This window comes from Allobosea sp. P2_A10, assembly GCF_056405115.1.
Map to the genome: position 1 here is coordinate 48093 of NZ_JBFUCS010000020.1, position 26699 is coordinate 74791.

19 protein-coding genes, 1 tRNA gene and 2 pseudogenes are annotated in these 26699 nt (G+C 66.3%); 11 read left to right on the top strand and 11 right to left on the bottom strand.

Going from position 1 to position 26699, the window contains the following annotated elements:
- Positions 1-21: 21 nt before the first annotated feature.
- Positions 22-777 (bottom strand): SDR family NAD(P)-dependent oxidoreductase, encoded by a 756-nt coding sequence (locus AC1DZY_RS22590; RefSeq protein WP_476822404.1) that lies wholly within the window; start codon positions 775-777, stop codon positions 22-24.
- A 112-nt stretch (positions 778-889) separates the two neighbouring features.
- On the opposite strand from AC1DZY_RS22590, the gene AC1DZY_RS22595 reads away from it, so the two are divergent.
- Positions 890-2512, top strand: a complete 1623-nt coding sequence (locus tag AC1DZY_RS22595) for an ABC-F family ATP-binding cassette domain-containing protein (RefSeq protein ID WP_476822405.1) — start codon at positions 890-892, stop codon at positions 2510-2512.
- A 107-nt stretch (positions 2513-2619) separates the two neighbouring features.
- On the opposite strand, the gene AC1DZY_RS22600 is transcribed toward AC1DZY_RS22595, so the two are convergent.
- Together AC1DZY_RS22600 and AC1DZY_RS22605 are read right to left on the bottom strand one after the other, a co-directional pair.
- The gene (locus tag AC1DZY_RS22600) at positions 2620-3369 is read right to left on the bottom strand and encodes an SDR family NAD(P)-dependent oxidoreductase (protein ID WP_476822406.1); all 750 of its coding nucleotides are present in this window, start codon (positions 3367-3369) and stop codon (positions 2620-2622) included.
- A gap of 421 nt (positions 3370-3790) precedes the next feature.
- The gene (locus AC1DZY_RS22605; protein WP_476822407.1) at positions 3791-4477 is read right to left on the bottom strand and encodes an ankyrin repeat domain-containing protein; all 687 of its coding nucleotides are present in this window, start codon (positions 4475-4477) and stop codon (positions 3791-3793) included.
- Positions 4478-5348: 871 nt separating this feature from the next.
- Here AC1DZY_RS22605 and AC1DZY_RS22610 point away from each other — a divergent pair.
- The 5 genes and pseudogenes from AC1DZY_RS22610 to AC1DZY_RS22630 all read left to right on the top strand — a co-directional run.
- Entirely contained in the window at positions 5349-6581 is a 1233-nt protein-coding gene (locus AC1DZY_RS22610) for an extracellular solute-binding protein (protein WP_476822408.1), read from the top strand.
- A 2-nt stretch (positions 6582-6583) separates the two neighbouring features.
- Positions 6584-7534, top strand: coding sequence for a carbohydrate ABC transporter permease (locus AC1DZY_RS22615; protein WP_476822409.1), 951 nt, complete (start codon positions 6584-6586; stop codon positions 7532-7534).
- Positions 7534-8361 (top strand): carbohydrate ABC transporter permease, encoded by an 828-nt coding sequence (locus AC1DZY_RS22620; RefSeq protein WP_476822410.1) that lies wholly within the window; start codon positions 7534-7536, stop codon positions 8359-8361. Before AC1DZY_RS22615 ends, AC1DZY_RS22620 begins: the two co-directional genes overlap by 1 nt.
- A 28-nt stretch (positions 8362-8389) precedes the next feature.
- Entirely contained in the window at positions 8390-9544 is a 1155-nt protein-coding gene (locus AC1DZY_RS22625) for an ABC transporter ATP-binding protein (RefSeq protein ID WP_476822411.1), read from the top strand.
- 680 nt (positions 9545-10224) lie between these two features.
- Positions 10225-11034 (top strand): annotated as a pseudogene (locus AC1DZY_RS22630) (IS256 family transposase); the annotation flags it as partial.
- A gap of 203 nt (positions 11035-11237) precedes the next feature.
- Here AC1DZY_RS22630 and AC1DZY_RS22635 read toward each other — a convergent pair.
- Positions 11238-11311 (bottom strand) — tRNA-Gln (locus AC1DZY_RS22635).
- A gap of 147 nt (positions 11312-11458) precedes the next feature.
- Positions 11459-12619 carry an FAD-dependent oxidoreductase gene (locus tag AC1DZY_RS22640; RefSeq protein ID WP_476822412.1) on the bottom strand — a complete coding sequence of 387 codons (1161 nt, stop codon included), beginning with the start codon at positions 12617-12619 and terminating at the stop codon, positions 11459-11461.
- A 377-nt stretch (positions 12620-12996) separates the two neighbouring features.
- On the opposite strand from AC1DZY_RS22640, the gene AC1DZY_RS22645 reads away from it, so the two are divergent.
- The 5 genes from AC1DZY_RS22645 (at position 12997) to AC1DZY_RS22665 (ending at position 19764) form a co-directional block, all read left to right on the top strand.
- Positions 12997-14739 carry an ABC transporter ATP-binding protein gene (locus AC1DZY_RS22645; RefSeq protein WP_476822413.1) on the top strand — a complete coding sequence of 581 codons (1743 nt, stop codon included), beginning with the start codon at positions 12997-12999 and terminating at the stop codon, positions 14737-14739.
- A 231-nt stretch (positions 14740-14970) separates the two neighbouring features.
- Positions 14971-16188 carry an ABC transporter substrate-binding protein gene (locus tag AC1DZY_RS22650; RefSeq protein ID WP_476822414.1) on the top strand — a complete coding sequence of 406 codons (1218 nt, stop codon included), beginning with the start codon at positions 14971-14973 and terminating at the stop codon, positions 16186-16188.
- A 165-nt stretch (positions 16189-16353) separates the two neighbouring features.
- Entirely contained in the window at positions 16354-18249 is a 1896-nt protein-coding gene (locus AC1DZY_RS22655) for an ABC transporter permease (protein WP_476822415.1), read from the top strand.
- Positions 18246-19052 (top strand): ABC transporter ATP-binding protein, encoded by an 807-nt coding sequence (locus tag AC1DZY_RS22660; protein WP_476822416.1) that lies wholly within the window; start codon positions 18246-18248, stop codon positions 19050-19052. Before AC1DZY_RS22655 ends, AC1DZY_RS22660 begins: the two co-directional genes overlap by 4 nt.
- Before the next feature lie 10 nt (positions 19053-19062).
- Positions 19063-19764 (top strand): ABC transporter ATP-binding protein, encoded by a 702-nt coding sequence (locus AC1DZY_RS22665; RefSeq protein ID WP_476822426.1) that lies wholly within the window; start codon positions 19063-19065, stop codon positions 19762-19764.
- A 143-nt stretch (positions 19765-19907) separates the two neighbouring features.
- On the opposite strand, the gene AC1DZY_RS22670 is transcribed toward AC1DZY_RS22665, so the two are convergent.
- The 6 genes and pseudogenes from AC1DZY_RS22670 to AC1DZY_RS22695 form a co-directional block, all read right to left on the bottom strand.
- Positions 19908-20765 carry a UPF0280 family protein gene (locus AC1DZY_RS22670; protein ID WP_476822417.1) on the bottom strand — a complete coding sequence of 286 codons (858 nt, stop codon included), beginning with the start codon at positions 20763-20765 and terminating at the stop codon, positions 19908-19910.
- Positions 20766-20895: 130 nt separating this feature from the next.
- On the bottom strand, positions 20896-22413 hold the full coding sequence (locus AC1DZY_RS22675) for a 6-hydroxynicotinate reductase (RefSeq protein WP_476822427.1): 1518 nt from the start codon (positions 22411-22413) through the stop codon (positions 20896-20898).
- A gap of 14 nt (positions 22414-22427) precedes the next feature.
- Positions 22428-25220 (bottom strand): molybdopterin-dependent oxidoreductase, encoded by a 2793-nt coding sequence (locus tag AC1DZY_RS22680; RefSeq protein ID WP_476822418.1) that lies wholly within the window; start codon positions 25218-25220, stop codon positions 22428-22430.
- Positions 25217-26098, bottom strand: a complete 882-nt coding sequence (locus tag AC1DZY_RS22685; RefSeq protein ID WP_476822419.1) for an FAD binding domain-containing protein — start codon at positions 26096-26098, stop codon at positions 25217-25219. The genes AC1DZY_RS22680 and AC1DZY_RS22685 overlap by 4 nt, the downstream gene beginning before the upstream one ends.
- Positions 26099-26132: 34 nt before the next feature.
- Positions 26133-26447: a 2Fe-2S iron-sulfur cluster-binding protein gene (locus tag AC1DZY_RS22690; protein ID WP_476822420.1), complete on the bottom strand. Its 315-nt coding sequence runs from the start codon at positions 26445-26447 to the stop codon at positions 26133-26135.
- Positions 26447-26699: pseudogene (locus AC1DZY_RS22695) on the bottom strand (ferredoxin--NADP(+) reductase); the annotation flags it as partial. The pseudogene AC1DZY_RS22695 and the gene AC1DZY_RS22690, both read right to left, overlap by 1 nt.

Here is a 26699-nt window from a genome sequence, read left to right on the forward strand (position 1 = left end):
ACCGCTCGACCTCGGCCTGCGTCAGACCAGCCCGCCATTGACGTGCCAGATCTGGCCGGTGACGTAGGACGCAGCCGGCGACGCCAGGAAGGCGATCACCGCCGCGACCTCCTCGGGCGCGCCGCGCCTTGCGAGCGGGATGATCGCCTCCATCTTGGCGATCGCATCGGGGTCGAGTTTGCTGCCGCGCCCCTCGTCCTTGCGGATCAGCCCCGGCGCGACCGCGTTGACGGTGATGCCGTCCGCCGCGAGTTCATGCGCCATCAGCCTGACAACCGTCTCCAGTGCGGCGCGGCTCGTCGCTGTGGCGGCGAAGGGCTGGAGATCGGTTCGCAGCGCATGGGCGACGAAGGACGAGACGGCGACGACGCGCCCGCTGCCGCCCTGCTTCAACAAAAGCTGCGCCGCGCGCACGAGATGGGTGAAGGCGATGACGGAGCCCTCCATGACCCGGCGCAGATCGGCATCGGCGAGGTCCATGATGCCGCCGCGATAGGCCGCGCCCGCGACCGCGATCAGGCCGTCGAGCCGGCCGAAGGTTTCGCCCGCGATCGCCACGGCCCGCGCGCCCAAACCGTCCTCGGCGAGGTCGCCGAGGACGGTCGCGACCTCCGCGCCCCGGTCCTTCGCGTCCGTTGCGACCTCCTGAAGCCCGGACTGGTTGGCGCGGGTGTGCAGCATCAGCCCAACGCCAGGTGCAGCCAGCAGTCGGGCGGTGGCGCGGCCGATGCCGCTGCCTGCGCCCGTGACGAGATAAACGCGTTGCGGTGTCGGCATCGTCAGTCCTGCGAGGTTGCCTAAAAGCCCGTGATTGCCGGGCAGCCTCTTTCGCAGGTGCGAACATTGGCTTATTGCCGCGCGATCACCCGCCGAAGGTTCGCGTCGCAGCATGATACGCCTCGAAAACATCAGCAAGCAGAACGGCCAGCAGATCGTCTTCATCGAGGCGTCGGCCGCGCTGCAAAAGGGCGAGAAGGTCGGCCTCGTCGGCCCCAATGGCGCCGGCAAGACGACGCTGTTCCGGATGATCACGGGCGAGGAGCAACCCGACGAGGGTCAGGTCGGTGTCGATCGCGGCGTAACCATCGGCTACTTCAGCCAGGATGTCGGCGACATGGCCGGTATCAGCGCGGTGACGGCGGTGATGGACGGGGCCGGGCCGGTCAGCACGGTCGCCGCCGAACTGCGCGAACTCGAAACCGCGATGGGCGATCCCGACCGGGCCGACGAGATGGACGCGATCATCACGCGCTATGGCGAGGTGCAGGGTCGCTTCGAGGAGCTCGACGGTTATGCGCTCGACGGCCGGGCGCGCGAGGTTCTGGCGGGCCTCGGCTTCAGCCAGGAGATGATGGACGGCGATGTCGGCGCGCTGTCAGGCGGCTGGAAGATGCGCGTCGCGCTCGCCCGCATCCTGCTGATGCGGCCCGACGCGATGCTGCTCGACGAGCCGTCGAACCATCTCGATCTCGAAAGCCTGATCTGGCTGGAATCCTTCCTGAAGGGCTATGAGGGCGCGCTGCTGATGACCTCGCATGATCGCGAGTTCATGAACCGCATCGTCGGCAAGGTCATCGAGATCGATGGCGGCGCGCTGACCTCCTACTCCGGCGATTACGAGTTCTACCAGCAGCAGCGCGCGCTCGCCGAAAAGCAGCAGCAGGCGCAGTTCGAGCGCCAGCAGGCGATGCTCGCCAAGGAGATCGCCTTCATCGAGCGCTTCAAGGCGCGCGCCTCGCATGCAGCCCAGGTGCAAAGCCGCGTCAAGAAGCTCGACAAGATCGAAAAGGTCGAGCCGCCCAAGCGCCGCCAGACGGTGTCGTTCGAGTTCATGCCGGCCCCGCGCTCGGGCGAGGATGTCGTCACGCTCAGGGGCGTGCACAAGCGCTATGGCAGCCGCGCGATCTATGAGGGGCTGGACTTCCAGGTGCGCCGCAAGGAGCGCTGGTGCGTCATGGGCATCAACGGCGCCGGCAAATCGACCCTGCTGAAACTGGTGACGGGGGCGACCGACGCCGACGAGGGCACGGTCGCGCTCGGCGGCAGCATCAAGATGGGCTATTTTGCGCAGCACGCCATGGAGGTGCTCGACGGCGACCGAACCGTGTTCCAGTCGCTGGAGGACATGTTTCCCCAGGCCGGGCAGGGCTCCTTGCGGGCGCTGGCCGGTTGCTTCGGTTTCTCGGGAGACGATGTCGAGAAGCGCTGCCGCGTGCTATCGGGCGGCGAGAAGGCGCGGCTCGTGATGGCGACGATGCTTTACGATCCGCCGAATTTCCTCGTGCTGGACGAGCCGACGAACCATCTCGACATCGCCACCAAGGAGATGCTGATCACGGCGCTCTCGCAATACGAGGGCACCATGCTCTTCGTCTCGCATGACCGCCATTTCCTCGCCGCGCTCTCCAACCGCCTGCTGGAACTGACGCCAGAGGGCGTCCAGGCCTATGGCGGCGGCTACACGGAATATGTCGCGCGCACCGGCCAGGAAGCGCCCGGCCTGCGCAGCTGAACATTTTCGGCGAGCCCGACGGTGATTCTGCCGCCGGGCTGATGATGCGTTGACGCGTCAGCCCGCGGCAAAATCGTCGCGGCGCATGGCCCAGCCGGTGACACGGATCAGGGCCCGACGAGTTGCCCGCCATCGACCACGATGCTCTGGGCGGTGACCCAGCTCGCCTTGTCGGAAGCGAGGAAGAGCACGACCTCGGCGACTTCCTCGGGCTTGCCCATCCGGCCGAAGGCGATGCTGGCCAGCGTCGTCCGGTAGAGTTCGGGGTTCGAGGTCTTGCGATCCTCCCAGGTGCCGCCCGGAAACTCGATCGAACCGGGCGCGACGCAGTTCACCCGAATGCCCTTTTTCGACAGCATCTTCGCCTGGCTGGCCGTGTAGTGCATCACGGCGGCCTTGACGGCGCCGTAAGGCGCCGAACGCGACGAGGCCCRCAGAGCCGAGATCGACGAAATGTTCACGATCGACGAACCCGGTTTCATGTGGGGAATCGCCGCGTGGCTGCCGCGGACGACGGCCATCATGTCGACGTTGAGCGATGCCGCCCAGCCGTCTTCGTCATCCGAATGGCCGAAGCCAGAAGCGTTGTTGATCAGGACGTCCAGCCCGCCGAGCGCCTTCACCGCCTCGGGCACATAGGCCTCGATCGCAGCCGCGTCGGCGAGATCGACGCTGGCGCCGTGGGCCGTGACGCCGAGCGCCTCGATCTCCCTGCGTGTCGCTTCGAGCGGCCCCGCGCTCCGGGCACAGATCGAAACGCAAGCGCCGCCCGCCGCGAACCCGAGCGCGATGGAGCGTCCGATGCCACGGCTCCCGCCCATCACGATCACTCGCTTGCCGGTAAATTCCTGGGCCATCCGTGCCTGTCCTTCCTGATTGGGCGTTGCTCCGTTCATAGCTGGTGTGAAGGGCCTGATTTCAAGTCCGATCAGCATGTTGCACGGACTCGTGTACCTGGCTGACGCATGCGCCGAGGTCTCTTCGGTTTGACATCAGACGACGCCGCCAGACCGATGCGAGGCCGTCGAGAAGATCCGCTGCCCGGCCGCCCGGTCTGGTCCAGCGCCAGATCGCCAGATATGCCACCTCCGGCTTCATGAAACACCCAATCTCGGTGTCAACGAAACCAGCAGCAGGCCATCCTGACGTCGTGCGCCAACCGTTCGTATTTCGCTAGAACGGAATGCGCCATCTCCAGACATTGGGCCACTGCCTGAAGCCGGACATGATACTGCACCGGGGCGCCGGCTCGTTATCACTTGGCCTTGCTGAAGGCTTTTATTGGCTGTCGAGGATGCGAACCATGGCGTCGTAGCCTCGTTCGCGCGCCATCTCGATAGGTGTCACGCCGCGGCGGTCGCCGAGGTCGCGTCGCGCGCCGGCCACGATGAGATGATTCACGGTGCGCTGATGCCGCGCTCCACCATCGCTGAGGATTACCGCCTCAATGAGCGCGGTCCAGGAGAGGTTGTTGATGTGATCGAGCGGAGCGCCGGCATCGATCAGAACCCTGACGATCTCGGCGTGTCCGAGATGCGCGGCGGCGATCAGGGCAGTGCCGTCATAGGGACTGGTGATCGCCTTCGGATCACCGCCGATCTCCAGCGCCACACGCATAGTCTCAATGTCGTCGGCGACCGCCGCGATAGTGACAGTGTCGTAGCGCTGAGCGTCGAGGGCACGCGGGTCTGCCCCCAGTCTGACCAGCGCCCGCATGGCCTCGCGCTGCCGGGCATGGGCTGCGATGTGCAGCGGTGTGCGGCCGTGGCCGTCCCTCGTATCGATCACGGCCCCCGCCGCCACAAGTCTTTCGATGGCGGCGACGTCGCCCGTCCAGCCAGCTGTCTGCAGCCCGACATAGCTCTTGATCTCGGCGTCCGAAGGAGGCTCCTGCGCCGAAACCGGCAGCGCCGTAAAAGCCGCGACCAGACCCAAAACGACGATGCCGGCGAAAGCGCGTTTCATCAGACCATCTCCTAAGGCTCGCCCGACCGCGTCAGACGGTCCCGATGCTGCCGAATACCATACGACCGCGATGGAAGGTCGCGCTGCGCTCCGGCAGCCTTGCCACGGCTTCGGCAGGGCAGCTTGCCGGGACCAGCGTAAAGTCAGCGCCGTCCCCGACCTTGGGCCATGCTCGCTTGCCGCTTTCGTCGAGCGGGAGCACGCCGCCGGCAGCAATCGCCAAGGCCCGGGATATCGGTTCACGAGTCCGTCGCTCCAACATGCATCGCGCCGCGACCCGGGTTGTTACCCCGATGCCGAGGCTCACCGCAACGAGCCCTTTGGGGCGGCATGCGCCAACTGCGGACGCTGCCGAGCTTCCCAGAACCTGACATTCAGAGCGGCTGTGCCGCCGTATCGATCTCCGCTCGCGTAGCGGATCACAGGCTCAAGGCCACAAGGTCAATCCAGCTGCTACATCAGGCCTTTAAGGTGATGCTCCCGGCTGAAGTTGCTGATGCCAGATGGATCCAGATCGCGGCGTCGTGGTCCTTGAGTCGATTTCTCGCGCCTTCTCCAGATTTTCATTGCGGTCGTCGAGACAGGAGGACCAGCAGCGCCGCTCGTTGAGCTCTTGTAAAATGTTACAAAATGTTTAGGCTTGCCTTTCACCGCGCCACGCCTTCAAGGCGAAGAAGCGCGGAGTTACAGGGAGATTGAAGAAGCCGACGCTTGGCGGCTGAATCCCATCTTCTCGACTGTTCATGTGAGCTCTGCTCGCTGTCATCGCTCCACGCCGTGCGCCCATCCTCGCCGGTTGCGCGTGCTTTGGCGGCGACGATCCTCACGGCGATCAAAACTAGCCCGGGCAACGGGACAATCGGAGGAAGCCATGACGACACAGACCCGCCGCGACGTTCTGGCCGGCGTTGGCGCTGCCGCCGCCCTCGGCGCCACGCATGCCTTGGCGCAGGGCAAGACCACCATCACCTTTGCCGCGGCGACCTTCGCGGAGGCCGGACGTGGCGACAAGCTCAAGGCCTGGATCGACAAGTTCAACGCTTCGCAGGATAAGGTCGAGGTCCAGCCGGTCGCGATCCCGTTCTCGCAGCTTGCCAACACGGTGTTCACCCAGATGGGCGGCGGCGGCGGTCCGGACCTCGTGCGCTTCGACCAGACGGACTTCTTCGCGGCGCTGCCGGCCAAGCGCATCCTGCCGATCGACGACCTCGTCGATGCGAGCAAGCACACCTTTCAGGCGCCTGACAAGTTCCTTAATGTCGAAGGCAAGCGTTACGGTGTGGTCTTCGAGCTGGCCAACTACCAGCTGATCTACAACCCCGCGCTGCTGAAAGGCGGCGAGCCGCCGAAGACCTTCCCCGAGTTCCTCGCGGCCGCCAAGGAGGCCACGGGCAAGGGCAATTTCGGCTACGCCTTCCGCGCGACGATGCCTGAGCGGTCGGGCTTCTGGCAGGACATGACGAACTATGTCTACGGCTTCGGCGGTAACTGGGCGGACGGCAAGCAGCTGACTCTCGACAGCCCCAAGGTCGTCGAGGCGATCACCGCCTACAAGCAGGTCTACGATGCCGGCGTGATCCCGAAGGGCGCTGATGCGGCGACCTACCGGCGGATGTTCTGGGAAGGCAAGATCGCCATGAACATCGACAATGGCGGCGTCGCCGGCATCTTCGCCGCGCAGAACCCGACCCTCGGCTTCAAGGCGGCCCCGTCGCCGTTCCCGAACCGCCAGCAGGGGCTGATCCTGACGGCGCTCTCGGTCAACGCGAACACCAAGAACAAGGCGGCCTGCGGTGTCTTCATCAACTGGGTGCTGCAGAAGGCGTCGCAGGCAGAGTTGCAGGGGATTCTCGGCGCGGCCAGCGTCGCAACACCGGTCGAGCGGCCCAAGGCCGATCTGGAGCGCGCTCCCTGGCTCGGCGTCTATGATGCGCAGACCGAGTATGCGCTGCCGCAGCTCGTGCTCGGCTTCGAGACCAAGACGCTGGAGATCCAGCAGATCGTCGTCGAGCAGGTCCTGAAGATCCTGGTCGGCAATGCCGAGGTCAAGAAGACGCTCGACGAAGTCCAGTCGCTCGCGCTGAGGCGTATCGAACGGCAATGACGATGACGTCGACCGCCAGGCCCGTGCCGGCGTCGATCGGCCGCCCCCCGCGAAACGGGGGGCGCGACCGGGAGAGCCGCTGGACGCCCTATCTCTTCATCGCGCCGGTGGTGCTCTATCTGGCGGTCTTTCAGGGATACCCGCTGGTCAGCGAGTTCGTTCTCAGCTTCCAGCAAAGTTCGCTGCTGGCGCCGCAGGACGCCCGCTTCGTCGGCCTGCGCAACTACCGCGACCTTGCCGCCTCCGGCGATTTCGCCTCGGTGCTGTGGACGACGGCGATCTATACCGTCGCCTGCGTCGTTTTCGCGATCTTGCTTGGTCTCGGCGCGGCACTGCTGCTCGACAGGCCGTTCCGGGGCCGCGGGCTGGCGCGGGCGCTCGTCACGGTGCCGTGGGCTGCCCCGCCGGTGGCGGTCGCGACCATCTTCGCCTGGATGCTCAACGCGCAATACGGAATCTTCAACCACGTGCTGAAGGTGATGGATCTCGAGGTCGGCTATGAGAGCTGGCTCGACAATCCGAAGCTCGCGCTGCCGGCAGTCCTGTTCACCACGGTCTGGCAGATCTTCCCCTTCTCCTCCGTCGTGCTGCTCGCCGCTCTGCAGGGCGTGTCGGAGGAGGTCCGCGAGGCCGCCCAGATGGACGGCGCCGACCGCTTCAGCATCTTCAAGGTCGCGGTCTGGCCGACGATCCAGCCGACCGTCGCGCTGCTCGCGCTTTTCGTCACCATCTGGTCGCTGCGCCGCTTCGACCTGATCTGGGTGATGACACAGGGCGGTCCGATCGGCGCAACCAAGACGCTCGTGATCGAGCTCTATACCAAGGGCTTCGTCGCCCGCGAGCTTGGCGAGGCTGCCGCAGTCGGCATGATCGGTCTCACCATCGCGCTGGTCGTGACCTTCGTCTATTTTTGGTACACGCAGCGCACCGAGCGTGCGCAGGGGCGCCACTGATGAAGACGCCCGCATCGCAGGCGCTCCGCATGGCGCTGATCATGGTGCTGCTCAGCGCGGCGTTGTTTCCAATCTACTGGATGGTCGTCACTTCCCTGACCTCCTCGGCCAAGCTGTTCGCCGACCGGCCGCAGATGCTCCCCGATCCGGCCCAGGCCTTCAACTACGCCGAGACCTTTGCCAAGACCGGCGTGCTGCTCTGGCTCAGGAACAGTGCGATCGTGGCGGTCGGCACGATGGTGCTGTCGATCCTGCTCGCGATCCTTCCGGCTTATGCGCTCTCGCGCTTCAGATTCCATGGCAAGGGCGTGCTCGGATTCGTGCTGTTTGCGACACAGATGCTGCCGGAGGCGATGCTGGTGGTGCCGCTCTATGCGATCTTTGCCAAGCTCCTGCTGCTCGACACGCTGGGCGGCCTCATTCTGGCGAACGCCGCCTTCACAGTGCCGGTCATCACCTGGATCCTGAAGGGCGCGATCGACGGCGTGCCGCTGGAGATCGAGGAGGCGGCACGCATCGACGGCTGCTCGCGGCTCGACATCGTTCTCGGCATCGTGCTGCCGGTGGTGGCGCCGACGCTGGCGGCCGCCTCGGTGATCGCCTTCTTCCATGGCTGGAACGAATACGTCTTCGCCCAGACGCTGATCCTCAGCCAGGAGCTGCGCACCGCCTCCGTCGGCCTCGCAAGCTTCGTTGGCGAACTCTCGACCCCGATCCATACCGTCATGGCGATCGGCGTGATGTACACGCTGCCCGCCGTCGCCTTCTACCTGATGGTTCAGCGCTATGTCGTGGCCGGCATGACCGCCGGCAGCGTCAAGGGCTGAAAAAACACCGGGCTGAGAAAGAACACGAATGGCCTCGACCACGCTCAATCACGTCGCCAAGCATTTCGGCAACAAGGTCGCGATCGCCGATGTCGACCTGAAAGTCGAGGACGGCGAATTCCTCGTTCTGCTGGGGCCCTCGGGCTGCGGCAAGTCCACGCTTTTGCGTATGCTGGCGGGGCTCGAGACGGTGACCTCAGGCGAGATCCATCTTGGCGGAAGGCGCGTCGACCAGCTGCCGCCGAGCGCGCGCGACATGGCTTTCGTCTTTCAGTCCTATGCGCTCTATCCGCATATGACGGTACGGCGGAACATCGCCTTCCCGTTGATCATGCGGCAGTTCAAATGGTGGTTCCACATCCCCTTTCTCGGAGGGCTCGCCAAGCGGAAGATCGAGCGCTCGCCCGCCGTGCGCGATCTCGTCGAGAAGACCGCGAAGACATTATCGCTCACCGAGATGCTCGACCGCTATCCGCGCACATTGTCGGGCGGTCAGCGCCAGCGCGTCGCGCTGGGGCGGGCAATGGTGCGTCAGCCGGAAGTCTTCCTGATGGACGAGCCGCTCTCCAATCTCGACGCCAAGCTGCGCTCGGCGATGCGGGCGGAGATCACGCGGCTGCACCAGCGCGTCGGGGGCACCTTCGCCTACGTTACGCACGACCAGGTTGAGGCGATGACCATGGGGACGCGCATCGCCCTGATGCGAGACGGGGTGATCCAGCAATTCGGCACGCCGCGTGAGATCTATACCTCGCCGGCCAACACCTATGTCGCGCGCTTCATCGGCACGCCGCCGATGAACCTGGTCGAAGGTCGCATCGACAACCGAGCGATCTGCGTCGGAACGGCGCGCCTGCCTCTTCCCCGAGCACTGGCGGATGTCGCGGGTGACAACGTCCTTCTCGGCATCCGGCCGAACGCGCTGACCCTGTCGGATTCTTCTGCCAGCGGCGGCGGCCTCGCCGGTACCGTAAGTCTTGTCGAGCACGTCGGAGCCGAGTCCGTGGTCGCCGTGAAGCTGTCGGACGGCGCTACGGCCCATGACGAGGAGGGAGCCGTGCCCGGAGAGATCATGGTGACGGTTCAGGGATACAGCGACCTTCAGCCCGGAGCGGCAGTTTTTATCGGCCTCGATCTGTCGGAGGCTGTTTTGTTCTCGCGCTCGACCGGTCATCGCATCTAGGTAAGGTTGCATCAACTATCGGCACCAGGTCCATTGAGATCATCTTGGCGCGAGCCAGCCCGACAAGAGCGGCTCTGAGCTCGCGATGGGAGAATTGGCCGGCGCGATGCAGTCCGCAACTGTTTGAGCCAGGAGCGCTTGAGACAGCCATGCGCCATCTCCCGACATAGGGTCGTTGTCCGAGACCAGACGCTGAATTTCTGCCGGCTCCAACCATCTAGATGCTCGTCACGACACGGCACCGCTTAATCGATTCAATCATATTGAACGCGGACGTGGCGACTCTTTCAGTTGGCAATCGAGGCGAAGGCGGCGACATTGACGATGGCTTTTCCTTTGGCGTGCAGGATGCCGGCGCATCGACACCCTGCGGGGCGGCGTCCGCAAAGTCGCCTTCTCAGTTTGGGTGCCAGCCAGCCACAGATGTCGCCCGTTCTGCAACGCTCTCGGTCTCGGATGGCAAAGCGGAGAAGTCCCCCTCAAGTTGCAGGAATTTGCCCAAGCAATCTGCTTATTTTTGGTCAGCCGGGGGACATCTGACGCGGGTCGGGTTCGGCCGTAGATGCCTGTAACCACGATGCGGCGGTAATGGGTCGTGTCCCATAGCGTGGTGTAGCTGAGGTGGTCATCGGCGATTGCCGGTTAGGTTTGGGTTGCGAACGCAAACCCTGACCCAAGAGATCACCGATGAGATGATGACCCTTCGCGGGCTACTGGAGAAGAGCCCCGACGCGGATGTGCTGCGCGAGATGATCGGCTTTGCGGCGCAGCGTCTGATGGAGCTGGAGGTCGGCGGCCTGACTGGCGCCGGCTTTGGCGAGAAGAGCCCGGAGCGCCGGGCGCAGCGCAACGGCTATCGCGAGCGCGACTGGGAGAGGCGCGCCGGCACGGTCGAGCTGCGCATCCCCAAGCTCAGGAAGGGCAGCTACTTCCCCGGCTTTCTTGAGCCGCGCCGCATGGCCGAGACGGCGCTCACCGCTGTAATCCAGGAGGCCTACATCCAGGGCATCTCGACCCGCTCGGTCGACGACCTGGTCAAGGCGATGGGCATGAACGGCATCTCCAAGAGCCAGGTCTCTCCGCTCTGCGAGGAGATCGACGAGCGCGTACAGGCCTTCCTCGACTGGCCGATCGAGGGCGACTGGCCCTATCTCTGGATCGACGCGACCTATGTGAAGGTGCGCCAGGCCGGCCGGATCGTCTCGGTGGCAGTGATCGTCGCGGTCTGCGTCAACAGCGATGGTCGGCGCGAGGTCCTGGGCATGGATATCGGCCCTTCCGAGGCCGAGACCTTCTGGACCGCCTTCCTGCGCAAGCTGGCCCGGCGCGGCCTGCGCGGCGTCAAGCTCGTCGTCTCAGACAGCCATGAGGGCATCAAGGCGGCGGTCTCGAAGGTCCTCACCGCGACCTGGCAGCGCTGCCGCGTTCACTTCATGCGCAATGCCCTCGCCCATGCCGGCCGGAGCGGGCGGCGCGTTGTCTCCGCCTTCACCCTGCGACCGAAGGAAATTGCAGACCCGCGCCTGCGAGAACACTTGGGAAACATTTTTTTGAGGACCCATCCCGACGCTGTGCGGTGGACCTGCTCTGTGGACAGTGCATCGCCGGCCCAAAAAACAGGGCGCGAAACGATCAATGAAATCAGCGTTTAGCTTAGAGACCTAGGGCCATTTGTCTCAGAAAGAGAGCAAAATGGCTGGGGGACTAGGATTCGAACCTAGACAACCAGAGTCAGAGTCTGGGGTCCTACCGTTAGACGATCCCCCAACGGCAAAGGGCGCTGTCTGGTGCGCTCGCGTTGGTGAGCGGGGGTCTAATCAAACCGCGGCCGGATGGCAAGCGCCGATTGCGCCGGCTTGCCGGCTTCGGGCCAGGGCGTGGCAAGATGAAGCCCGCAGGCCGCTACAGTCCCGGTCAAGGCTGCTCGATCCGCGAAAAGCGCTGCATGAAGCGGCGGTCGATCCAGTCCTTCCAGCGCCAGACCAGCGGACTTTCGTACGCCAGCCAGTCGCCGCGTCCGGCGATGGCGCGACCATCGCCCGTCGCCAGCAGGGTCAGATAGACCCGCTGGGCGCGATGGGGCGTCATCGCCGCGCCACCGATTCGGGCGCGCAGGTTCGCAGCCAGCGTCGGAGCCTGACGCACCGCGAAGACGCCGGCCTTCGGGCGGGGATCGTCGGCCACCACGGCGCAGTCGCCGACGGCGAAGACGGCGTCGTCGTCGAGGAGTTGGAGCGTTTGGCCGGTCAGGACGGAGCCGTCGGGCGCGACCGGCAACCCCGCCTGCGCCAGCCAGGAGGCTGCCCGAGCGGCCGTTGCAAGGAGGATCGCGTCGCTTGCCAGCGTCCTGCCGTCCCGCGAGGTCAAGTCGGTCGAATCGATCTTTGCGACGCGAAAGCCGGTTACAGTCGCGATGTTCCGGCGCGCCAGACTGGCGGCGACCCGGCTGCGGACGCCGGCGTTCAACGTCGGCAGCAACGGCGCGTCGCCGACCAGCGTGATCGTGAAGGCGTGCGGATCGCGGCCTGCCTGCCTTGCCTCGGCGCTCATCCGCGTGCGCAGGGCGAAGGCGAGTTCGACGCCGGCCGCGCCGCCGCCGACAACGGCGATGCGGCGCGGGCCGCCGGGGTGTCGGGCGGCGGCGAGCAGGGTGTCGAACTTGGCGAGAAAGGCGCTGATCGGCTTGACGGCGATGGCGTGCGTCGCCGCGCCTTCGATCGCCGACAGATCCGGCGTGATGCCGATGTCGAGCGAGAGCGTATCGTAGGGCAGGGGCTCGTGGCCATGCATGAGGAGCCTGCGCGCCTGCCGGTCGAGGCCAGTGGCCTGCGCTTCGATCAGACGCGTGCCGGTCGCCTGAGCCAGCCTGACGAGGTCGATATGCATCTCGTCATGCCGGTAGAAGCCGGCAACGTGGCCCGGCAGCATGCCGGAATAGGGCGCCTCGCGCCGGTCGCTCACCAGCGTCAGCCTGATGCCGGGCAGCGGTCGCCGCGCCAATGCGGTCATCACCAGCACATGGGTGTGGCCGCCGCCGACGAGGACGATGTCATGCAAGGCGGCGTCGCTGGTCATGCCGGGATCGGATCGTCATCGGGATCGCCGCTTTGCGCGGCAAAGCCAGCCCTAGCACGCTTCCGGCGCGGCCGAATGCGAGCCGAAGCAGATCCGGAAAAGAAAAAGGGCTACGCCGAAGCGCAGCCCGAAGTCTAGGGAGAAAACGCCCAAGGAGGGCGACGCAACATCTCTGCTGCGGTGCACAAGCGATAGAGATTCGCCGGGCTTTGCACAAGCGCGAAAGGACAGCATGGCTGCGGATTTTAAGCATCGGCCATGATTCTGCATCTTTCAGCATCGCTTGCGCCGGATGGGCCGGGCCGGCTCCAGATGCATCATGACGGACCAGCGCGAAAGACAGGCGCGCAGCACCAGCAAACTGCTATGACGGCGCCATGTTGAGAGCCTTCGCCGCCTATTATCGTCCGCACCGGACGCTGTTCCTGATCGATTTCGGCTGCGCCGTGCTGTCGGGGCTGCTCGAGCTGTGCTTTCCGCTGGCGGTGCGGGGTTTCGTCGACCAACTCCTGCCGCGCGGCGACTGGCCGCTGATCCTGCTCGCCGGCGGGGGGCTGCTGGCGATCTATGTGCTGAACTCCGGGCTGATGGCGGTGGTGACCTATTGGGGTCATGTGCTCGGTATCAACATCGAGACCGAACTGCGCCGGCGGGCCTTCGAGCATCTGCAGAAGCTCTCCTTCCGCTTCTACGACGAGCAGAAGACCGGCCATCTCGTCGCCCGCGTCACCAAGGACCTGGAGGAGATCGGCGAGGTCGCCCATCACGGCCCCGAAGACCTGCTGATCGCGATCATGACCTTCCTGGGCGCGTTTGCGCTGATGCTGACGGTCCATGTCCAGCTCGCGCTGATGACGGCGCTGGTGGTGCCGCTGGCGGCGCTGATCGTGGCGCGCTACGGCGCGCGGATGACGCGCAACTGGCAGGCGCAGTTTCGCCGCGTCGGCGCGTTCAATGCGCGCCTCGAGGAGAACATCGGTGGCATCCGCGTGGTTCAGGCCTTCGCCAACGAGGCTCATGAGAAGAGCCTCTTCGCCGGCGACAACCAGCTCTACCGGACGACCAAGCTCGACGGCTACCGGATCATGGCGGCAAGCCAGGCGCTGAACTATATCGGCATGCGCGTGGTCCAACTCGGCGTGATGCTGGCTGGCACCTGGTTCGTGGTGCAGGGCACGCTTTCGATCGGCGGGTTCGTCGGCTTCCTGCTGCTGGTGGGCGTGTTCTACCGGCCGCTCGACAAGATCGCCAACGTGATCGAGACCTATCCCAAGGGCATCGCCGGCTTCCGGCGCTATCAGGACCTGCTGGCGACGAAGGCCGATATCGAGGATCGTCCGGGAGCGATCGCGCCTGACACCCTCAGGGGCGAGATCCGTTTTGCAGGGGTCGGCTTCGGCTATTCACTGGAGCGGCCGGTGCTGTCGGGCATCGAGCTCGCGATCGCAGCCGGCGAGACCATCGCTTTTGTGGGACCTTCGGGCGCCGGCAAGACGACGCTGCTCTCGCTGCTGCCGCGCTTCTATGAGGTCGATGCCGGCGCGATCACGATCGACGGCATCGATATCCGCGACATGCAGCTTGCCGCACTGCGCCGTCAGATCGGCATCGTGCAGCAGGACGTCTTCCTGTTCGCCGGGACGATCCGCGAGAACATCGCCTATGGCCGGCTCGACGCCAGCGAGACGGAGATCGTCGATGCCGCGCGGCGCGCGCGGCTCGATACGATGATCGCCGATCTGCCCGAGGGCCTCGACACGGTGGTCGGTGAGCGCGGCGTCAAGCTCTCGGGCGGGCAGAAGCAGCGGCTGGCGATCGCGCGCATCTTCCTGAAGAACCCGCCGATCCTGATTCTCGACGAGGCGACCTCGGCGCTCGACACCGAGACCGAACAGGCGATCCAGGCCTCGCTGTCGGAGCTCGCGCAGGGCCGCACCACACTGGTCATCGCGCACCGGCTGGCGACCATCCGCCATGCCGACCGCATCGTCGTCGTCACCGAGGAGGGCATCGCCGAACAGGGTGCGCATGCCGAGCTCGTCACGGCGGGTGGCCCGTATCAGACCCTGCACGATGCACAGTCCGCCATGCCCCGCATCACGCTCGGCGCTGCCGAATAGCGTTCTGGCGGGCGGATTTCCTCCGTCTGGCTGCCAGGAAAGCTGCCTTGCCCTTGCGCAAGGCCTGCCGTTTTTTAGGCGTTGACAAGCGAATTGGGCCTCTTCAAATTCATAGGTATACAAATGAATTTGCCGGCTGACCCAAAGGCGCCGGCATGCGACATTTGTCAAAGAGCCAATCTGTCGAAGAGACCCGGGGCTCCGCCACCGGGCCAGACATGGGGAACAGCGATGACGATCGACCGTCGGAGTTTTCTAGCCGGCGCCAGCGCCGGAGCTACCCTGATCGCGGCGCCGTCTCTGGTGCGGGCGCAGGGAGCGGGCCCCATCAAGGTGGGCGAGATCAACAGCTATACCGCCCAGCCGGCCTTCCTGAAGCCTTATCGCCAGGGCTGGGAGCTGGCGCTGGAGCAGATCAATGCGGCGGGCGGCGCGATCGGACGCAAGATCGAGACGATCTTCCGCGACGATGGCGGCAAGCCCGAGGACGCGGTGCGCCATGCCGGCGACCTGATCAACGCCGAGAAGGTCGACCTGCTCTCGGGCGGCTTTTTGTCCAATGTCGGCCTCGCTATTGGCGATTTCGCTCTCCAGAACAAGAAGCTCTATGTCGCCTCCGAGCCTTTGTCGGACGCCGTCGTCTGGGCCAAGGGCAACCGCTACACCTTCCGCCTGCGGCCCTCGACCTATATGCAGGCGGCCATGCTGGTGGAGGAGGCCGCCAAGCTTCCGGCGAAGAAATGGGCGCTGGTCGCTCCGAATTACGAATATGGCCAGTCCGGCGTGAAGTGGTTCAAGGAACTGCTGAAGAAGGCCAAGCCCGATGTCGAGTTCGTCGCCGAGCAGTTCCCGGCGCTCGGGCGCATCGACGCCGGCGCGACCGTGCAGGCGCTCGAAGCCTCCAAGCCAGACGCGATCTTCAACGTCACCTTCGGCGCCGACCTCGCCAATTTCGTGCGCCAGGGCAATACGCGCGGGCTGTTCGAGGGCAGGGCGGTCGTCTCGATGCTGACCGGCGAGCCGGAATATCTCGATCCGCTCGGAGCGGAAGCCCCGGTCGGCTGGATCGTCACCGGCTATCCGCAGGCCGAGATCAAGACGCCCGAGCATGTGAAGTTCCGTGACGCCTATATGGCGAAGTTCAACGACTATCCGCGCCTGGGCTCGGTCGTTGGCTTCGACACGATGAACTCGATCGCGGCTGGCCTCGCCAAGGCGGGCTCGACCGACACCGAGAAACTGGTCGACGCACTGAAGGGTCTGAAATTCTCCTCGGCCTTCGGCTCGGCCGAATACCGCGCCATCGACCACCAGTCGACGCTGGGCGCCTATGTCGGCAAGACCGCGCTGAAGGATGGCAAGGGCGTGATGGTCGACTGGTCCTATCGCGACGGCGCGAAATACCTGCCGGGCGATGCCGAGGTGAAGACGCTGCGCCCTGCGGGGTGAGTTCTCCGACAGCTTGTCGGTGAACCTCCGTCATCCCGGACAAGCCGCGAAGCGGCGCTGATCCGGGATCATCGGAGGGCTCGACGGTGCTCTATGATGGATTCCGGGTCGCAGCTTCGCCGCGCCCGGAATGACGGCAGAGCTTTGGCCCCAGGCGGTTCCTCAATGATCGACCTCATCCTCACCCAGACGCTGAACGGGCTGGCCTCGGCCTCGTCGCTGTTCCTTGTCGCGTCGGGGCTGTCGATCATCTTCGGCGTGACGCGGATCGTGAATTTCGCGCATGGCTCGCTTTACATGCTGGGCGCTTATCTCGCCTGGACGCTGGTCAGCCGGTTCGGCCCAGCCGACGCGCTCGGATTCTGGGGCGGGGTGGCGCTCGCGGCGCTGGTGACCGGGCTCGTCGGCGTTGTGATCGAGGTTGCGATCCTGCGCCGGATCTATCAGGCGCCGGAGCTGTTCCAGTTGCTGGCGACCTTCGGCGTCGTGCTGATGCTGCAGGATCTGGCGCTGGGTGTCTGGGGAGCCGAGGACAAGCTCGGGCCGCGCGCACCAGGATTCAAGAGCTTTGTGATCCTGTTCGACAACCGCTTCCCAACCTATGAGCTGTTCCTGATCGCGGTTGGTCCCGTGGTGCTGCTGATCCTCTGGCTGCTGTTCCAGAAGACGCGCTGGGGCACTCTCGTGCGCGCCGCGACGCAGGACCGCGAAATGGTCGGCGCGCTCGGCGTCAACCAGCGCTGGCTCTTTACCTCGGTGTTCTTTTTCGGGTCGATGCTGGCGGGGCTTGGCGGCGCGCTGCAACTGCCGCGCGAGGCCGTCAACCTGCATATGGACCTCGCCATGATCTCCGAGGCCTTCGTGGTCGTGGTCGTCGGCGGGCTCGGCAGCGTCACGGGCGCCTATCTCGCCGCCGTGCTGATCGGCATCCTGCACGCCTTCGGCATCCTGATCTTCCCCAAGATCACGCTGGTGCTGGTTTTTCTGGTGATGGCGGTCGTGCTGGTGGTGAAGCCCTACGGGTTGATGGGCAAGGCCCCGGTCGGCCATGCCAGGGCGCATGGGCCAGCCGAGCCGCTGCTGCTGCCGGCCGATAATGCGACGAAGCTCGCCGGCCTGATCGCGCTCGTCCTGCTGGCGCTGGCTCCTCTCGTCGCGCCAGACCACATCCTGCTGACGCTGACCGAACTTCTGATCTTCGCGCTGTTTGCCGCGTCCCTGCATTTCATGATGGGGCCCGGCGGTATGGCCTCCTTCGGCCACGCCGCCTATTTCGGGCTTGGAGCCTATGGCGCGGCGCTTGCGGTCAAATGGCTCGGCGCGTCGATGGAGCCGGCGCTGATCTTCGCGCCGTTCCTTGCCGGCATCGCCGGCATCGTCTTCGGCTGGTTCTGCGTGCGGCTGTCGGGCGTCTATCTCGCCATGCTGACGCTGGCATTCGCGCAGATCGCCTGGGCGACCGCGTTCCAGTGGGTCGAGTTGACCGGCGGCGACAACGGCATTCTCGGCGTCTGGCCCTCGGCCTGGGCCGCGCCGAAGCTGAGCTTCTACTATCTGGCGCTCGTCATCTGCGCCACCTGCATCCTGGCGCTGCGCCTGACGATCTTCTCGCCTTTGGGCTACGCGTTGCGCGCCGCGCGCGACAACCCGCTGCGGGCCGAGGCGATCGGCCTCGACGTGATGCGCATCCAGTGGATCGCGTTTGCGGTCGCGGCCTTCGCCGCCGGTATCGCGGGTGCGCTGTTCGCCTTCTTCAAGGGCTCGGTCTTCCCGACCTATATGGCGATCCCGCGCTCTGTCGACGCGCTGCTGATGGTGCTGCTGGGCGGCGTCCAGACTGTGGCGGGGCCGGTCGTCGGCGCGTTTGCCTTCGCCGGCCTGAGCGAGCAATTGATGAAGGCGACGATGTACTGGCGCTTCGTGCTGGGCCTGTCGATCGTGCTGCTCGTCATCCTGTTCCCGCGCGGTCTGGTGGGGGCCTCGCAGGCCCTGCGCGAGCGTTGGGGCAAGAGGTCGACGCCAGAACCCGCCGCCGTTCTCGCGACCGAGGCCGGGCGATGAGCGCCGTCGTTCAGCATATGCCTCCCGCCACGACGGCTGCATCCGCGCCGGTGCTCGTCGTCCGCGATCTGCAGAAGTCCTTTGGCGGCGTGCGCGCCGTTGACGGCGTCTCGTTCTCGGTCGAGGCCGGCACGATGCTGGCGCTGATCGGCCCCAACGGGGCCGGCAAGACGACCTGCTTCAACATGCTCAACGGCCAGCTCAAGCCCGATGGTGGCGAGGTCCTGCTGGCCGGCCGGGCGATCACCGGCATGAAGCCGCGTACGGTCTGGCGCATGGGCGTCGGCCGGACCTTCCAGATCACCGCGACCTTCACCTCGATGACGGTGCGCGAGAACGTCCAGATGGCGCTGATCTCGCATGCCGGCGAAATCTTCAGCCCGTTCGGGCGCGCCCGCGACAGGTACAGGGAAGCGGCCGACGCGCTGCTCGCGCAGGTCGGCATGGTCGAGCAGGCTGATCGCGCCTGTGGCGTGCTGGCCTATGGCGATCTCAAGCGCGTCGAACTCGCGGTCGCGCTCGCCAATGAGCCCAAGCTTCTGCTGATGGACGAGCCGACCGCCGGCATGGCCCCACGCGAGCGCATCGAACTGATGGCGCTTACCGCGCGGATCGCTGCCGCGAAGGGGATCGCGGTGCTCTTCACCGAGCACGACATGGACGTCGTCTTCACCCATTCCGACAGCGTCATCGTGCTCGATCGCGGCCGGCTGATCGCACATGGCACGGCCGAGCAGGTTCGCTTCGATCCTAACGTGCGCGCCGTCTATCTCGGCTCCGGCGCGACGTCGGGAGGGCACTAGCGTGAGCGCGATGCTGGAGATTGCCGGGCTCGACGCCTATTACGGCCGCGCCCATATCCTGCAGGGCGTCACCTTCGCGATGAAGCGCGGTGAAGTTCTTGCGCTGATGGGCCGCAACGGCGCCGGAAAATCGACCACCATGAAGGCGATCATGGGGCTGGTCCCGCCGGCGGGCGGCACGGTCAGCTTCGAGGGCCAGGCCGTGCAGGGGCGCGAGCCCTTCGAGATCGCCCGGCTCGGGATCGGCTATGTCCCGGAGGACCGGCGCGTGTTTTCCGAGCTCAGCGTGATGGAGAACCTCTCGGTCGGCCAGCGCCCGCCGCGCGAGGGCACACCACACTGGACGCCCGAGCGGCTGTTTGCGCTTTTCCCCAATCTCGGGCGCATGCGCGACCGGCCGGGCGGGGCGATGTCGGGCGGCGAGCAGCAGATGCTGACGATTGCACGCACCCTGATGGGCAATCCCAGCCTCGTCCTGCTGGACGAGCCCTCCGAGGGGCTGGCCCCCGTCATCGTCGAAGAGATGGCCAGGACGATTCTGGCGCTCAAGGCCGAGGGGCTGAGCGTGCTGATCTCGGAACAGAACCTCCACTTTGCCGGCAATGTCGCCGATCGCGCAGCGATCATCGAGAAGGGAGCGATCCGCTTCACCGGAACCATGGATGAGCTGAAAGCCAACGAGGCGGTCAGGGCGCAGTATCTGTCGGTGTAAAGAATAGCGGTTTGCAATTCATAGTCATCCCGGACAAGCGGCGAAGCCGCGCTGATCCGGGATCCATTCCTGACCCTTTGTCAGAAAGGTTCAGGAATGGGTCCCGGGTCTCCGCTTCGCTGCGCCCGGGACGACGGCGCGTTTCACCGGCCCGCGATCTGCCTTGCGGCTCCGCCGACGCTGCGCCACTCGTCCGCCAGCGCCAGCAGCGCGCCTTCGATCAGGCCCTCTTCGAGTAATCTGTCAGCAACCGCGACGCCGCTGGACAGCGCCTTCGCCACGGCCTCGGGCGACAGCGGTCCGACATCCACAGTAACATTGAGCTGCCCGAGATCGCTGTCGGGATCGAGCTCGCGGGCTGGCCTGCGGCTGATGGCGGCTTCCTGCACATCAGTCGCATTAGCGATAATAGTGGCCGCGGCGTCAGCCTCCACGGCCGATCGCGCCAGCACCGTCACGGCGTCCGCGATGCCGCGCGAGAACGAGCGCCCGCGCCAGCCGCTGGTCGCGATGCCGCGCACATGCTGCGCAGCATCGAGCCGCAAAAAGCCTTCCGGGCGGGCGCGGGCGAGCGAGGGCACGACCCCGATATCGATCGGATGGCCTGGCGTGAGATGCACGGCGATGTCGCCGCCATTGTTGACATAGGCGCGCTCCAGCTGCGGTGAAGCGGCGACCATGGCGGCGAGCACCATGTCGGCGACGGCGCCCGCGACCGCCGCCATCGGCGTGATGTATTGCGTGCGAAAAGGCCAGCAGGCGCGGGCCATGCGCTGCGCCGTCAGGCCTTTCAACGACGGCGGTTGGGAGGTGAGCGGCTGGCGCAAGGTCCAGAGTTCGCCGGCAAGTTCTGCCAGCAGGCCATCGAAAGCGTCTTCGGCGGCGGCATAGGCGCGCTCAACCGCCCGTGGCCCGCCGAACGCGGCGATGACGAGATCGCTCGGCCCTTCCTGCAGATGCAGCCGGTTGCCAGGCAGGCGGGCGGTGCGGTGCGCGCCCACGCGCCGGACCGCCTCTTTCAGCCCTCATCCTGAGGAGCCGCGCAGCGGCGTCTCGAAGGATGCTCCAGAGTACGCTGGAACATCCTTCGAGACGTGCCTGCGGCACTCCTCAGGATGAGGGTTGCGGGTGTCATGCGCCGATATTTCGCCTGAGAGGCCACGGATTCTCGGCTGCGCCGTTTTCTATCCGGGCCTGGCCGCCATGGGCGCGCAGGACCTCTTCCATCGGGACGATCTCGTCGGCATGGCCGCCGGAGGCGAGGTAGAGTTCGCGCGACAGGGTGAACTCGATCGGGGCCACGATCGCAGGCGTGGGCACGTAGCCGAAGGCGTTTTTCGGCATGCGCAGCACGTCGACCATCACCGTGATGCCGCCGCCCGGCCAGACATAGACCGGCGCACCGCCCATGGTGACGCGGGTGGTGCCATTCTGGACCGAGCGCGTCAGCAGCACCGGATTTTCGGTGACGCCCGCCCGCAGCGAACCACCGGCGCCGGCCATGAAGGTCACGGTACAGAGCGAGGGTTCGCAGTTCTCGCCGATGCGGTCGACGACCTGCCGGACTGGCGCGGGCATCTGCGCCTCCACAGGCACGAGATTCTCGTCGAGCACGCAGTAGAGGGAATCTTCGCCCGTGGTCGATGTCATCAGCAGGCGCATGCCGGGCCAGGCCAATTTCTCGTCGATCTTCTGGATAATCGAGAGCGGCTCGGTGATGTCCGTGCCGCCCCAGCCCATGCCGGGCTGCGCCACCTGGAAATAGCGGCCGGGCGTCGATTTGCGGCCGCGCACGCGGATGCCGGCGGGCTTCATGTCGAGCACGCGCCCGGCCTGATGCTCGGTCAGAACGCCGGTGATGTGGTCGTCGACGACGATGACCTCGTCGACATGGCCCAGCCATTGCCGCGCGAAGATGCCGACCGTCGCCGAGCCGCAGCCCACGCGCATCCGCGTCTCGGGCTTGCCATCGACGATCGGGGCCTGCCCCGCCTGGACGACGACGCTATGGCCGCCATCGATCGTGAGTTCAACCGCCTCGCCATTGGCGAGCTTCAGCATCGCTTCGCAGGTCGCGTTGCCCTCCTTCTTGGAGCCGCCGGTGAGGTGGCGCACGCCGCCGAGCGAGAGCATCTGCGAGCCGTATTCGGCCGTGGTGACATGGCCGACCTGTTCGCCATGGCTGCGGACCGCGGCCGTTTCCGGGCCGAGATGTCGGTCGGTGTCGATCTTCACCTTGACGCCGCAATACGAAAAAATGCCCTCGGTCACGACCGTGACGGTATCGACGCCCTCATGCTGCGAGGAGACGATGAAGGGCGCGGGCTTGTAGTCGGGATAGGTCGTGCCCGAGCCGATCCCGGTGACGAATGTGCGCTGCGCCGGCAGGATTTTTCCGTCCCAGTCCTGCGCATTCTCGGCGAAGGGCACGACTGGCTCTCCGCCCTCGACCGCTTCCGCCAGCAGCACGACCGGGTCGGTGCGCACCAGCAGGCCGTTCTCGTTGGCGTAGCGCGAGCAGGCGCCCGATCGCCCGGGCCTGATTCGGCACAGCACCGGGCAGGCGTCGCAGCGTACGATGCCCTCGCTGCCTTCGGACGCGCCGAACTTGCGCGAGCGTTCGGCGAGCGCGGTCTCCTGCGCGGGCATGGGATTGAGCTCGTTCATGACCGGCTCTCCTTCTGCCGCAGCAACTCCCAGAGGCGATGCGGCAGCACCGGCACCTGCCTCGGCGTGACCCCCGTCGCATGGCGGATCGCGCCGAGGATGGCCGGCGCGGTCGGCACCAGCGCCGGCTCGCCGATGCCCTTTGCGCCCGACGGGCCGAGCGGCTCTGCATCCTCGACCAGGATGATGTCGATCGGCGGCACGTCGCCGGCGGTCGGGATCAGATAGTCGTGCAGGTTCTCGGTCCGGCCGGGCAGATATTCCTCCAGCAGCGCCAGCCCGATGCCCTGGGCGATGCCGCCATGGATCTGGCCCTCGACCAGCATCGGGTTGATCGCGCGGCCGACATCGTGGGCGGCGACGATGCGGTTGAGCTTGATGGTGCCGAGGTCGAGATCGACGTCGAGCGAGGCGATCTGCGCTGCAAAGCCATAAGTGGCATAGGGAATGCCCTGGCCCTTTTCGTCGAGTGGCACGGTCGGCGGATCGAAGGTTCCGATGCCCTCCAGCACGATGCCGCCTGGCCTGGCGGGGAGGGAGGACAGATCGATGCGCGAGGTCACGCCGTTTTCGGCGACGAGCAGGCTCGCAGCCTCGAGCCTGAGTTCAGCGCCGGGGCCGGCATTGGTCAGACGCAGGATCTGCGTGCGCAAAGCAGCGGCGGCCGCCTCCGCGGCCCGGCCCGAAACGAAGGTCTGGCGCGAAGCAGAGGTCTTGCCCGCATCGAGCGTCCTGAAGGTGTCGCCGACGACCAGTGTGAAGGCCTCGACGGGCAAACCAAGCGCGTCGGCGGCGATCTGGGTCAGCACGGTGGTCGAGCCCTGGCCGATATCGACCGCGCCGTTCCAGAAGGTGAGGGCGCCGGCCGTATCGAGCGTGATCCGCATGGTCGAGGGGTTCGACATACCGGTATTGCCGATGCCGTACCACATGCACCCGATGCCGACGCCGCGCCGTGCCCGGCCCTCGGTGGCGTTGAAGGCGGCGGCGTCCGCCAGCAGCGACTGCCAGTGGGGCTTGAGCTTTTCGAGGCATTCGGCGAGGCCGGCGCTGCCCTGCAGGACATGGCCGGTCGGCGTCGCGTCGCCGGCGCGGATGGCGTTGATCAGGCGGAATTCGAGCCGGTCGATGCCGGCCGCCGCTGCGAGATCGTCGAACAGGCTTTCCTGCGCGATCGCGGCCTGCGGCACGCCGAAGCCGCGAAACGCGCCCGAGGGCGGCCCGTTGGTGTAGATCGCGCGCGACAGGTTTCGGACGTTGGGCACCCTGTAGGGCCCGGTCGCATGGACGGGCACGCGGCCCGCAACGGTCGGTCCCCAGGACGAATAGGCTCCGGTGTCGAAATCGCCGTCCATGGCGAAGGCGACGAGCTTGCCGTCTTCGGCGCAGGCGGCTGTCGCCTCGATCGAGGACGGGTGGCGCTTGGTCGAGGAGACCATGGATTCGATGCGGCTGAAGACGCAGGCGACGGGGCGGCCCAGCACCCAGGCCGCGACTGCCAGCATCGGTTGCAAGGAGACGTCGAGCTTGCCGCCGAAGCCGCCGCCGCAGGCGGAGGGGATGATGCGGACATCGTCCAGCTTCAGGCCGAGCACGCGCGCGACCTCGTCGCGGTCCATATAGGGCGCCTGCGTGCAGGCGAAGACCTCGATGGTATCGCCGACGCGCTTTGCATAGCCGGCTTCGGGTTCGATATAGGCATGCTCGACGAAGCCGGTCTCGAAAGCGCCCGACGCCGTATGTGCCGCGGCCGCGAAACCCGCCTCGACATCGCCGCATTCGACGCGGCCGCGTGTCAGGACATTGTCTGGCGCGAAATCATGCAGGGTGAAGGCGCTGTCGGCCAGCGCCGCCTTGCTGCCGACCATCGGCGGCAGCGGCTCCCACTCGATCGGGAACTCGCTCATCCGGACGGCCTCGACGGCCGCCCTTTCGCCGACGATCGCGAGAACGCATTCGCCGCGATAACGGGTTTCAACCGTCGAGAACACCGGCTGGTCCTTGAGATGCGGATAGATGCCGAAGGAGTTTTCGCCCGGCACGTCCTTAGCCGTGAAGATGTGCACGAGCCCCGGCCGCGCCGCGATGAAGCCGTCGAGATCGCCCAGCGCGAAGCGGGCGCGGGGATGGGGCGAGCGCAGCGCGCGCAGCCAGAGTGCGTCGGCCGGCATGGCGTCGGCGCCGTAGATTTCCGTGCCGCAGACCTTGGGCTCGCCGTCGAGCCGGGCGATGCGCGCGCCGATGGCGGCGGTCTTCGGCGAGACGACGGGCGGGCTCTGCGTMCTGACATAAAGATGCGCCGCGCGCACGGCCTCGACGATCTTGAGATAGCCGGTGCAGCGGCAGAGCACGCCGCCGAGCGCATCCAGCGTCTCACTTTCGTCAGGTTGCGGCGTGCGCCTGAGCAGGTCGTAGCCGGCCATCAGCATGCCGGGCGTGCAGATACCGCATTGGGCCGCGCCGAGCGCGTGAAAGGCGCGTTGCAGACCAAGGCCGAGCGCATCATCGGCCAACCCCTCGATCGTGACGACCTCGCGACCCTCGACCTGCGCGACCGGGATCAGGCAGGCGCAGGCCTGTGCGCCGTCGAGCAGCACGGTGCAGGCGCCGCAATCGCCGGCGTCGCAGCCGCTTTTGGTACCTTTCGCATCAAGACTGCCGCGCAACGCTTCGCTGAGACGGGTATCGGGCGCATCGGTCAGCGTGACGCCCGCGCCGTTGAGACGAAAAGATATGCCGGCCGGATGGGCCGTCGAGGCGGTCAGCACGGTGCGATCATGGACATTCACGCGGCGACCTCCAGCGAGGATGAAAGCAGCTCAGTCAGCGCGCGCCGTACCAGCACGAGCGCGGCATGGCGGCGATAGGCGGCGGTCGCGCGGACATCGTCGATCGGCGCAAGCATGGCGAGGTCGGCGGCGGCAATTCCAGCCATCAGCGCCGGCGATGGCGTCTGCCCGAGCAGGCGCGGTTCAAGCCCGGTCAGGCGTTGCGGCGCGGCCGAACAGGCCCCCACCGCGATCCGCGCCATGGCGATGCGGCCATTCTGGTCGAGCGCGAGATTGGCCGCGACCGACGCGATCGAGATCACCAGATAGGCGCGTGCGCCGAGCTTCAGGAATGCCGCGCGCGAGGCTTCGGGCTGCGGAGGAATATGGATAGCGACCAGCAGTTCGTCGGCCGCCAGCGCCGTCTTGCGGTTGCCGAGGACGAAGGCGGCAAGCGGCAGCCGGCGGCGGCCGTGCAGGCTCGCCAGTTCGACCTCGGCGCCGAGCGCCAGCAGGGGCGGTACGCCATCGGCTGCCGGCGAGGCGTTGCAGAGATTGCCCGCGATCGTGCCGCGATTCTGGATCTGCACGCCGCCGACCTGACGGCTCGCCTGCTTCAGCGCGTCGAAAGCCGGCGGCAGGTCCGTGCCGACGAGCGTGCTCCAGGTCGCTCCCGCTCCGATCTCCGTGCCATTGGGGCCGTGGCTGATGCCGCCGAGTTCGGCCAGCGCGCCGAGATCGAGCACGTCGCAGTCATAGGCTTCGAACCAGGCGGCGCGCTGGGTGCGGACGGGGTAGATGTCGGTGCCGCCCGCGAGCACGACCAGCGGCGTCGTCACGGTCTCGGCGCGCAAGGCGAGCGCGTCCGTCAAGGTCTGCGGGCGATGATAGCGTGGCATGTCGTCTCGCGCGGCACCTGTTACGATGTTCGATTCAGCCCAGTTCCGGCGCCAGCACGACCGTCAGCCCGTCGAGCTCGGGCGCGAACAGGATCTGGCAGGCGAGGCGCGAATTCGGCCTGACATCGAAGGCATCGTCCAGCCGGTCGAGCTCTTCGTCCAGCGGGGGATGCAATTTCCCGACCCAGTCCTGGTCGACATAGACATGGCAGGTCGCGCAGGCGCAGGCGCCGCCGCATTCGGCCTTGATCGGCAAACCCCAGTCGCGGATGATTTCCATCAGCCGCCAGCCCTCGAGCGCCTCCAGTTCGCGCTCTTCGCCTTCGCGATCGACGACGCGGACATGCATCACGCCACTCCGAGCTTTTTCTGGAGGCTGGTCGAGGAGGTCGTGTACTGGAAGGTCAGTCGCTTGTCCGGGTAGACGTAGCGGTGGATCTTCTGGGCTGCGAGCGCGGCCTCGTGGAAGCCTGACAGGATCAGCTTGAGCTTGCCTGGATAGGTGTTGATGTCGCCGATGGCGAAGATGCCGGGAACGGACGTCTCGAACTTCTCGGTGTCGGCGGGGATCAGGTTTTCGGCGAGGTTGAGGCCCCAGCCG

Bases quoted from the DNA above. Each gene is read 5' to 3' on its own strand.
- AC1DZY_RS22645 (WP_476822413.1), top strand. From the start codon at position 12,997: ATGTTGAGAGCCTTCGCCGCCTATTATCGTCCGCACCGGACGCTGTTC.
- AC1DZY_RS22610 (WP_476822408.1), top strand. From the start codon at position 5,349: ATGACGACACAGACCCGCCGCGACGTTCTGGCCGGCGTTGGCGCTGCC.
- AC1DZY_RS22625 (WP_476822411.1), top strand. From the start codon at position 8,390: ATGGCCTCGACCACGCTCAATCACGTCGCCAAGCATTTCGGCAACAAG.
- AC1DZY_RS22620 (WP_476822410.1), top strand. From the start codon at position 7,534: ATGAAGACGCCCGCATCGCAGGCGCTCCGCATGGCGCTGATCATGGTG.
- AC1DZY_RS22690 (WP_476822420.1), bottom strand. From the start codon at position 26,447: ATGCATGTCCGCGTCGTCGATCGCGAAGGCGAAGAGCGCGAACTGGAG.
- AC1DZY_RS22590 (WP_476822404.1), bottom strand. From the start codon at position 777: ATGCCGACACCGCAACGCGTTTATCTCGTCACGGGCGCAGGCAGCGGC.
- AC1DZY_RS22665 (WP_476822426.1), top strand. From the start codon at position 19,063: ATGCTGGAGATTGCCGGGCTCGACGCCTATTACGGCCGCGCCCATATC.
- AC1DZY_RS22605 (WP_476822407.1), bottom strand. From the start codon at position 4,477: ATGAAACGCGCTTTCGCCGGCATCGTCGTTTTGGGTCTGGTCGCGGCT.
- AC1DZY_RS22675 (WP_476822427.1), bottom strand. From the start codon at position 22,413: ATGCCCGCGCAGGAGACCGCGCTCGCCGAACGCTCGCGCAAGTTCGGC.
- AC1DZY_RS22595 (WP_476822405.1), top strand. From the start codon at position 890: ATGATACGCCTCGAAAACATCAGCAAGCAGAACGGCCAGCAGATCGTC.
- AC1DZY_RS22655 (WP_476822415.1), top strand. From the start codon at position 16,354: ATGATCGACCTCATCCTCACCCAGACGCTGAACGGGCTGGCCTCGGCC.
- AC1DZY_RS22660 (WP_476822416.1), top strand. From the start codon at position 18,246: ATGAGCGCCGTCGTTCAGCATATGCCTCCCGCCACGACGGCTGCATCC.
- AC1DZY_RS22640 (WP_476822412.1), bottom strand. From the start codon at position 12,619: ATGACCAGCGACGCCGCCTTGCATGACATCGTCCTCGTCGGCGGCGGC.
- AC1DZY_RS22615 (WP_476822409.1), top strand. From the start codon at position 6,584: ATGACGTCGACCGCCAGGCCCGTGCCGGCGTCGATCGGCCGCCCCCCG.
- AC1DZY_RS22650 (WP_476822414.1), top strand. From the start codon at position 14,971: ATGACGATCGACCGTCGGAGTTTTCTAGCCGGCGCCAGCGCCGGAGCT.
- AC1DZY_RS22685 (WP_476822419.1), bottom strand. From the start codon at position 26,098: ATGCCACGCTATCATCGCCCGCAGACCTTGACGGACGCGCTCGCCTTG.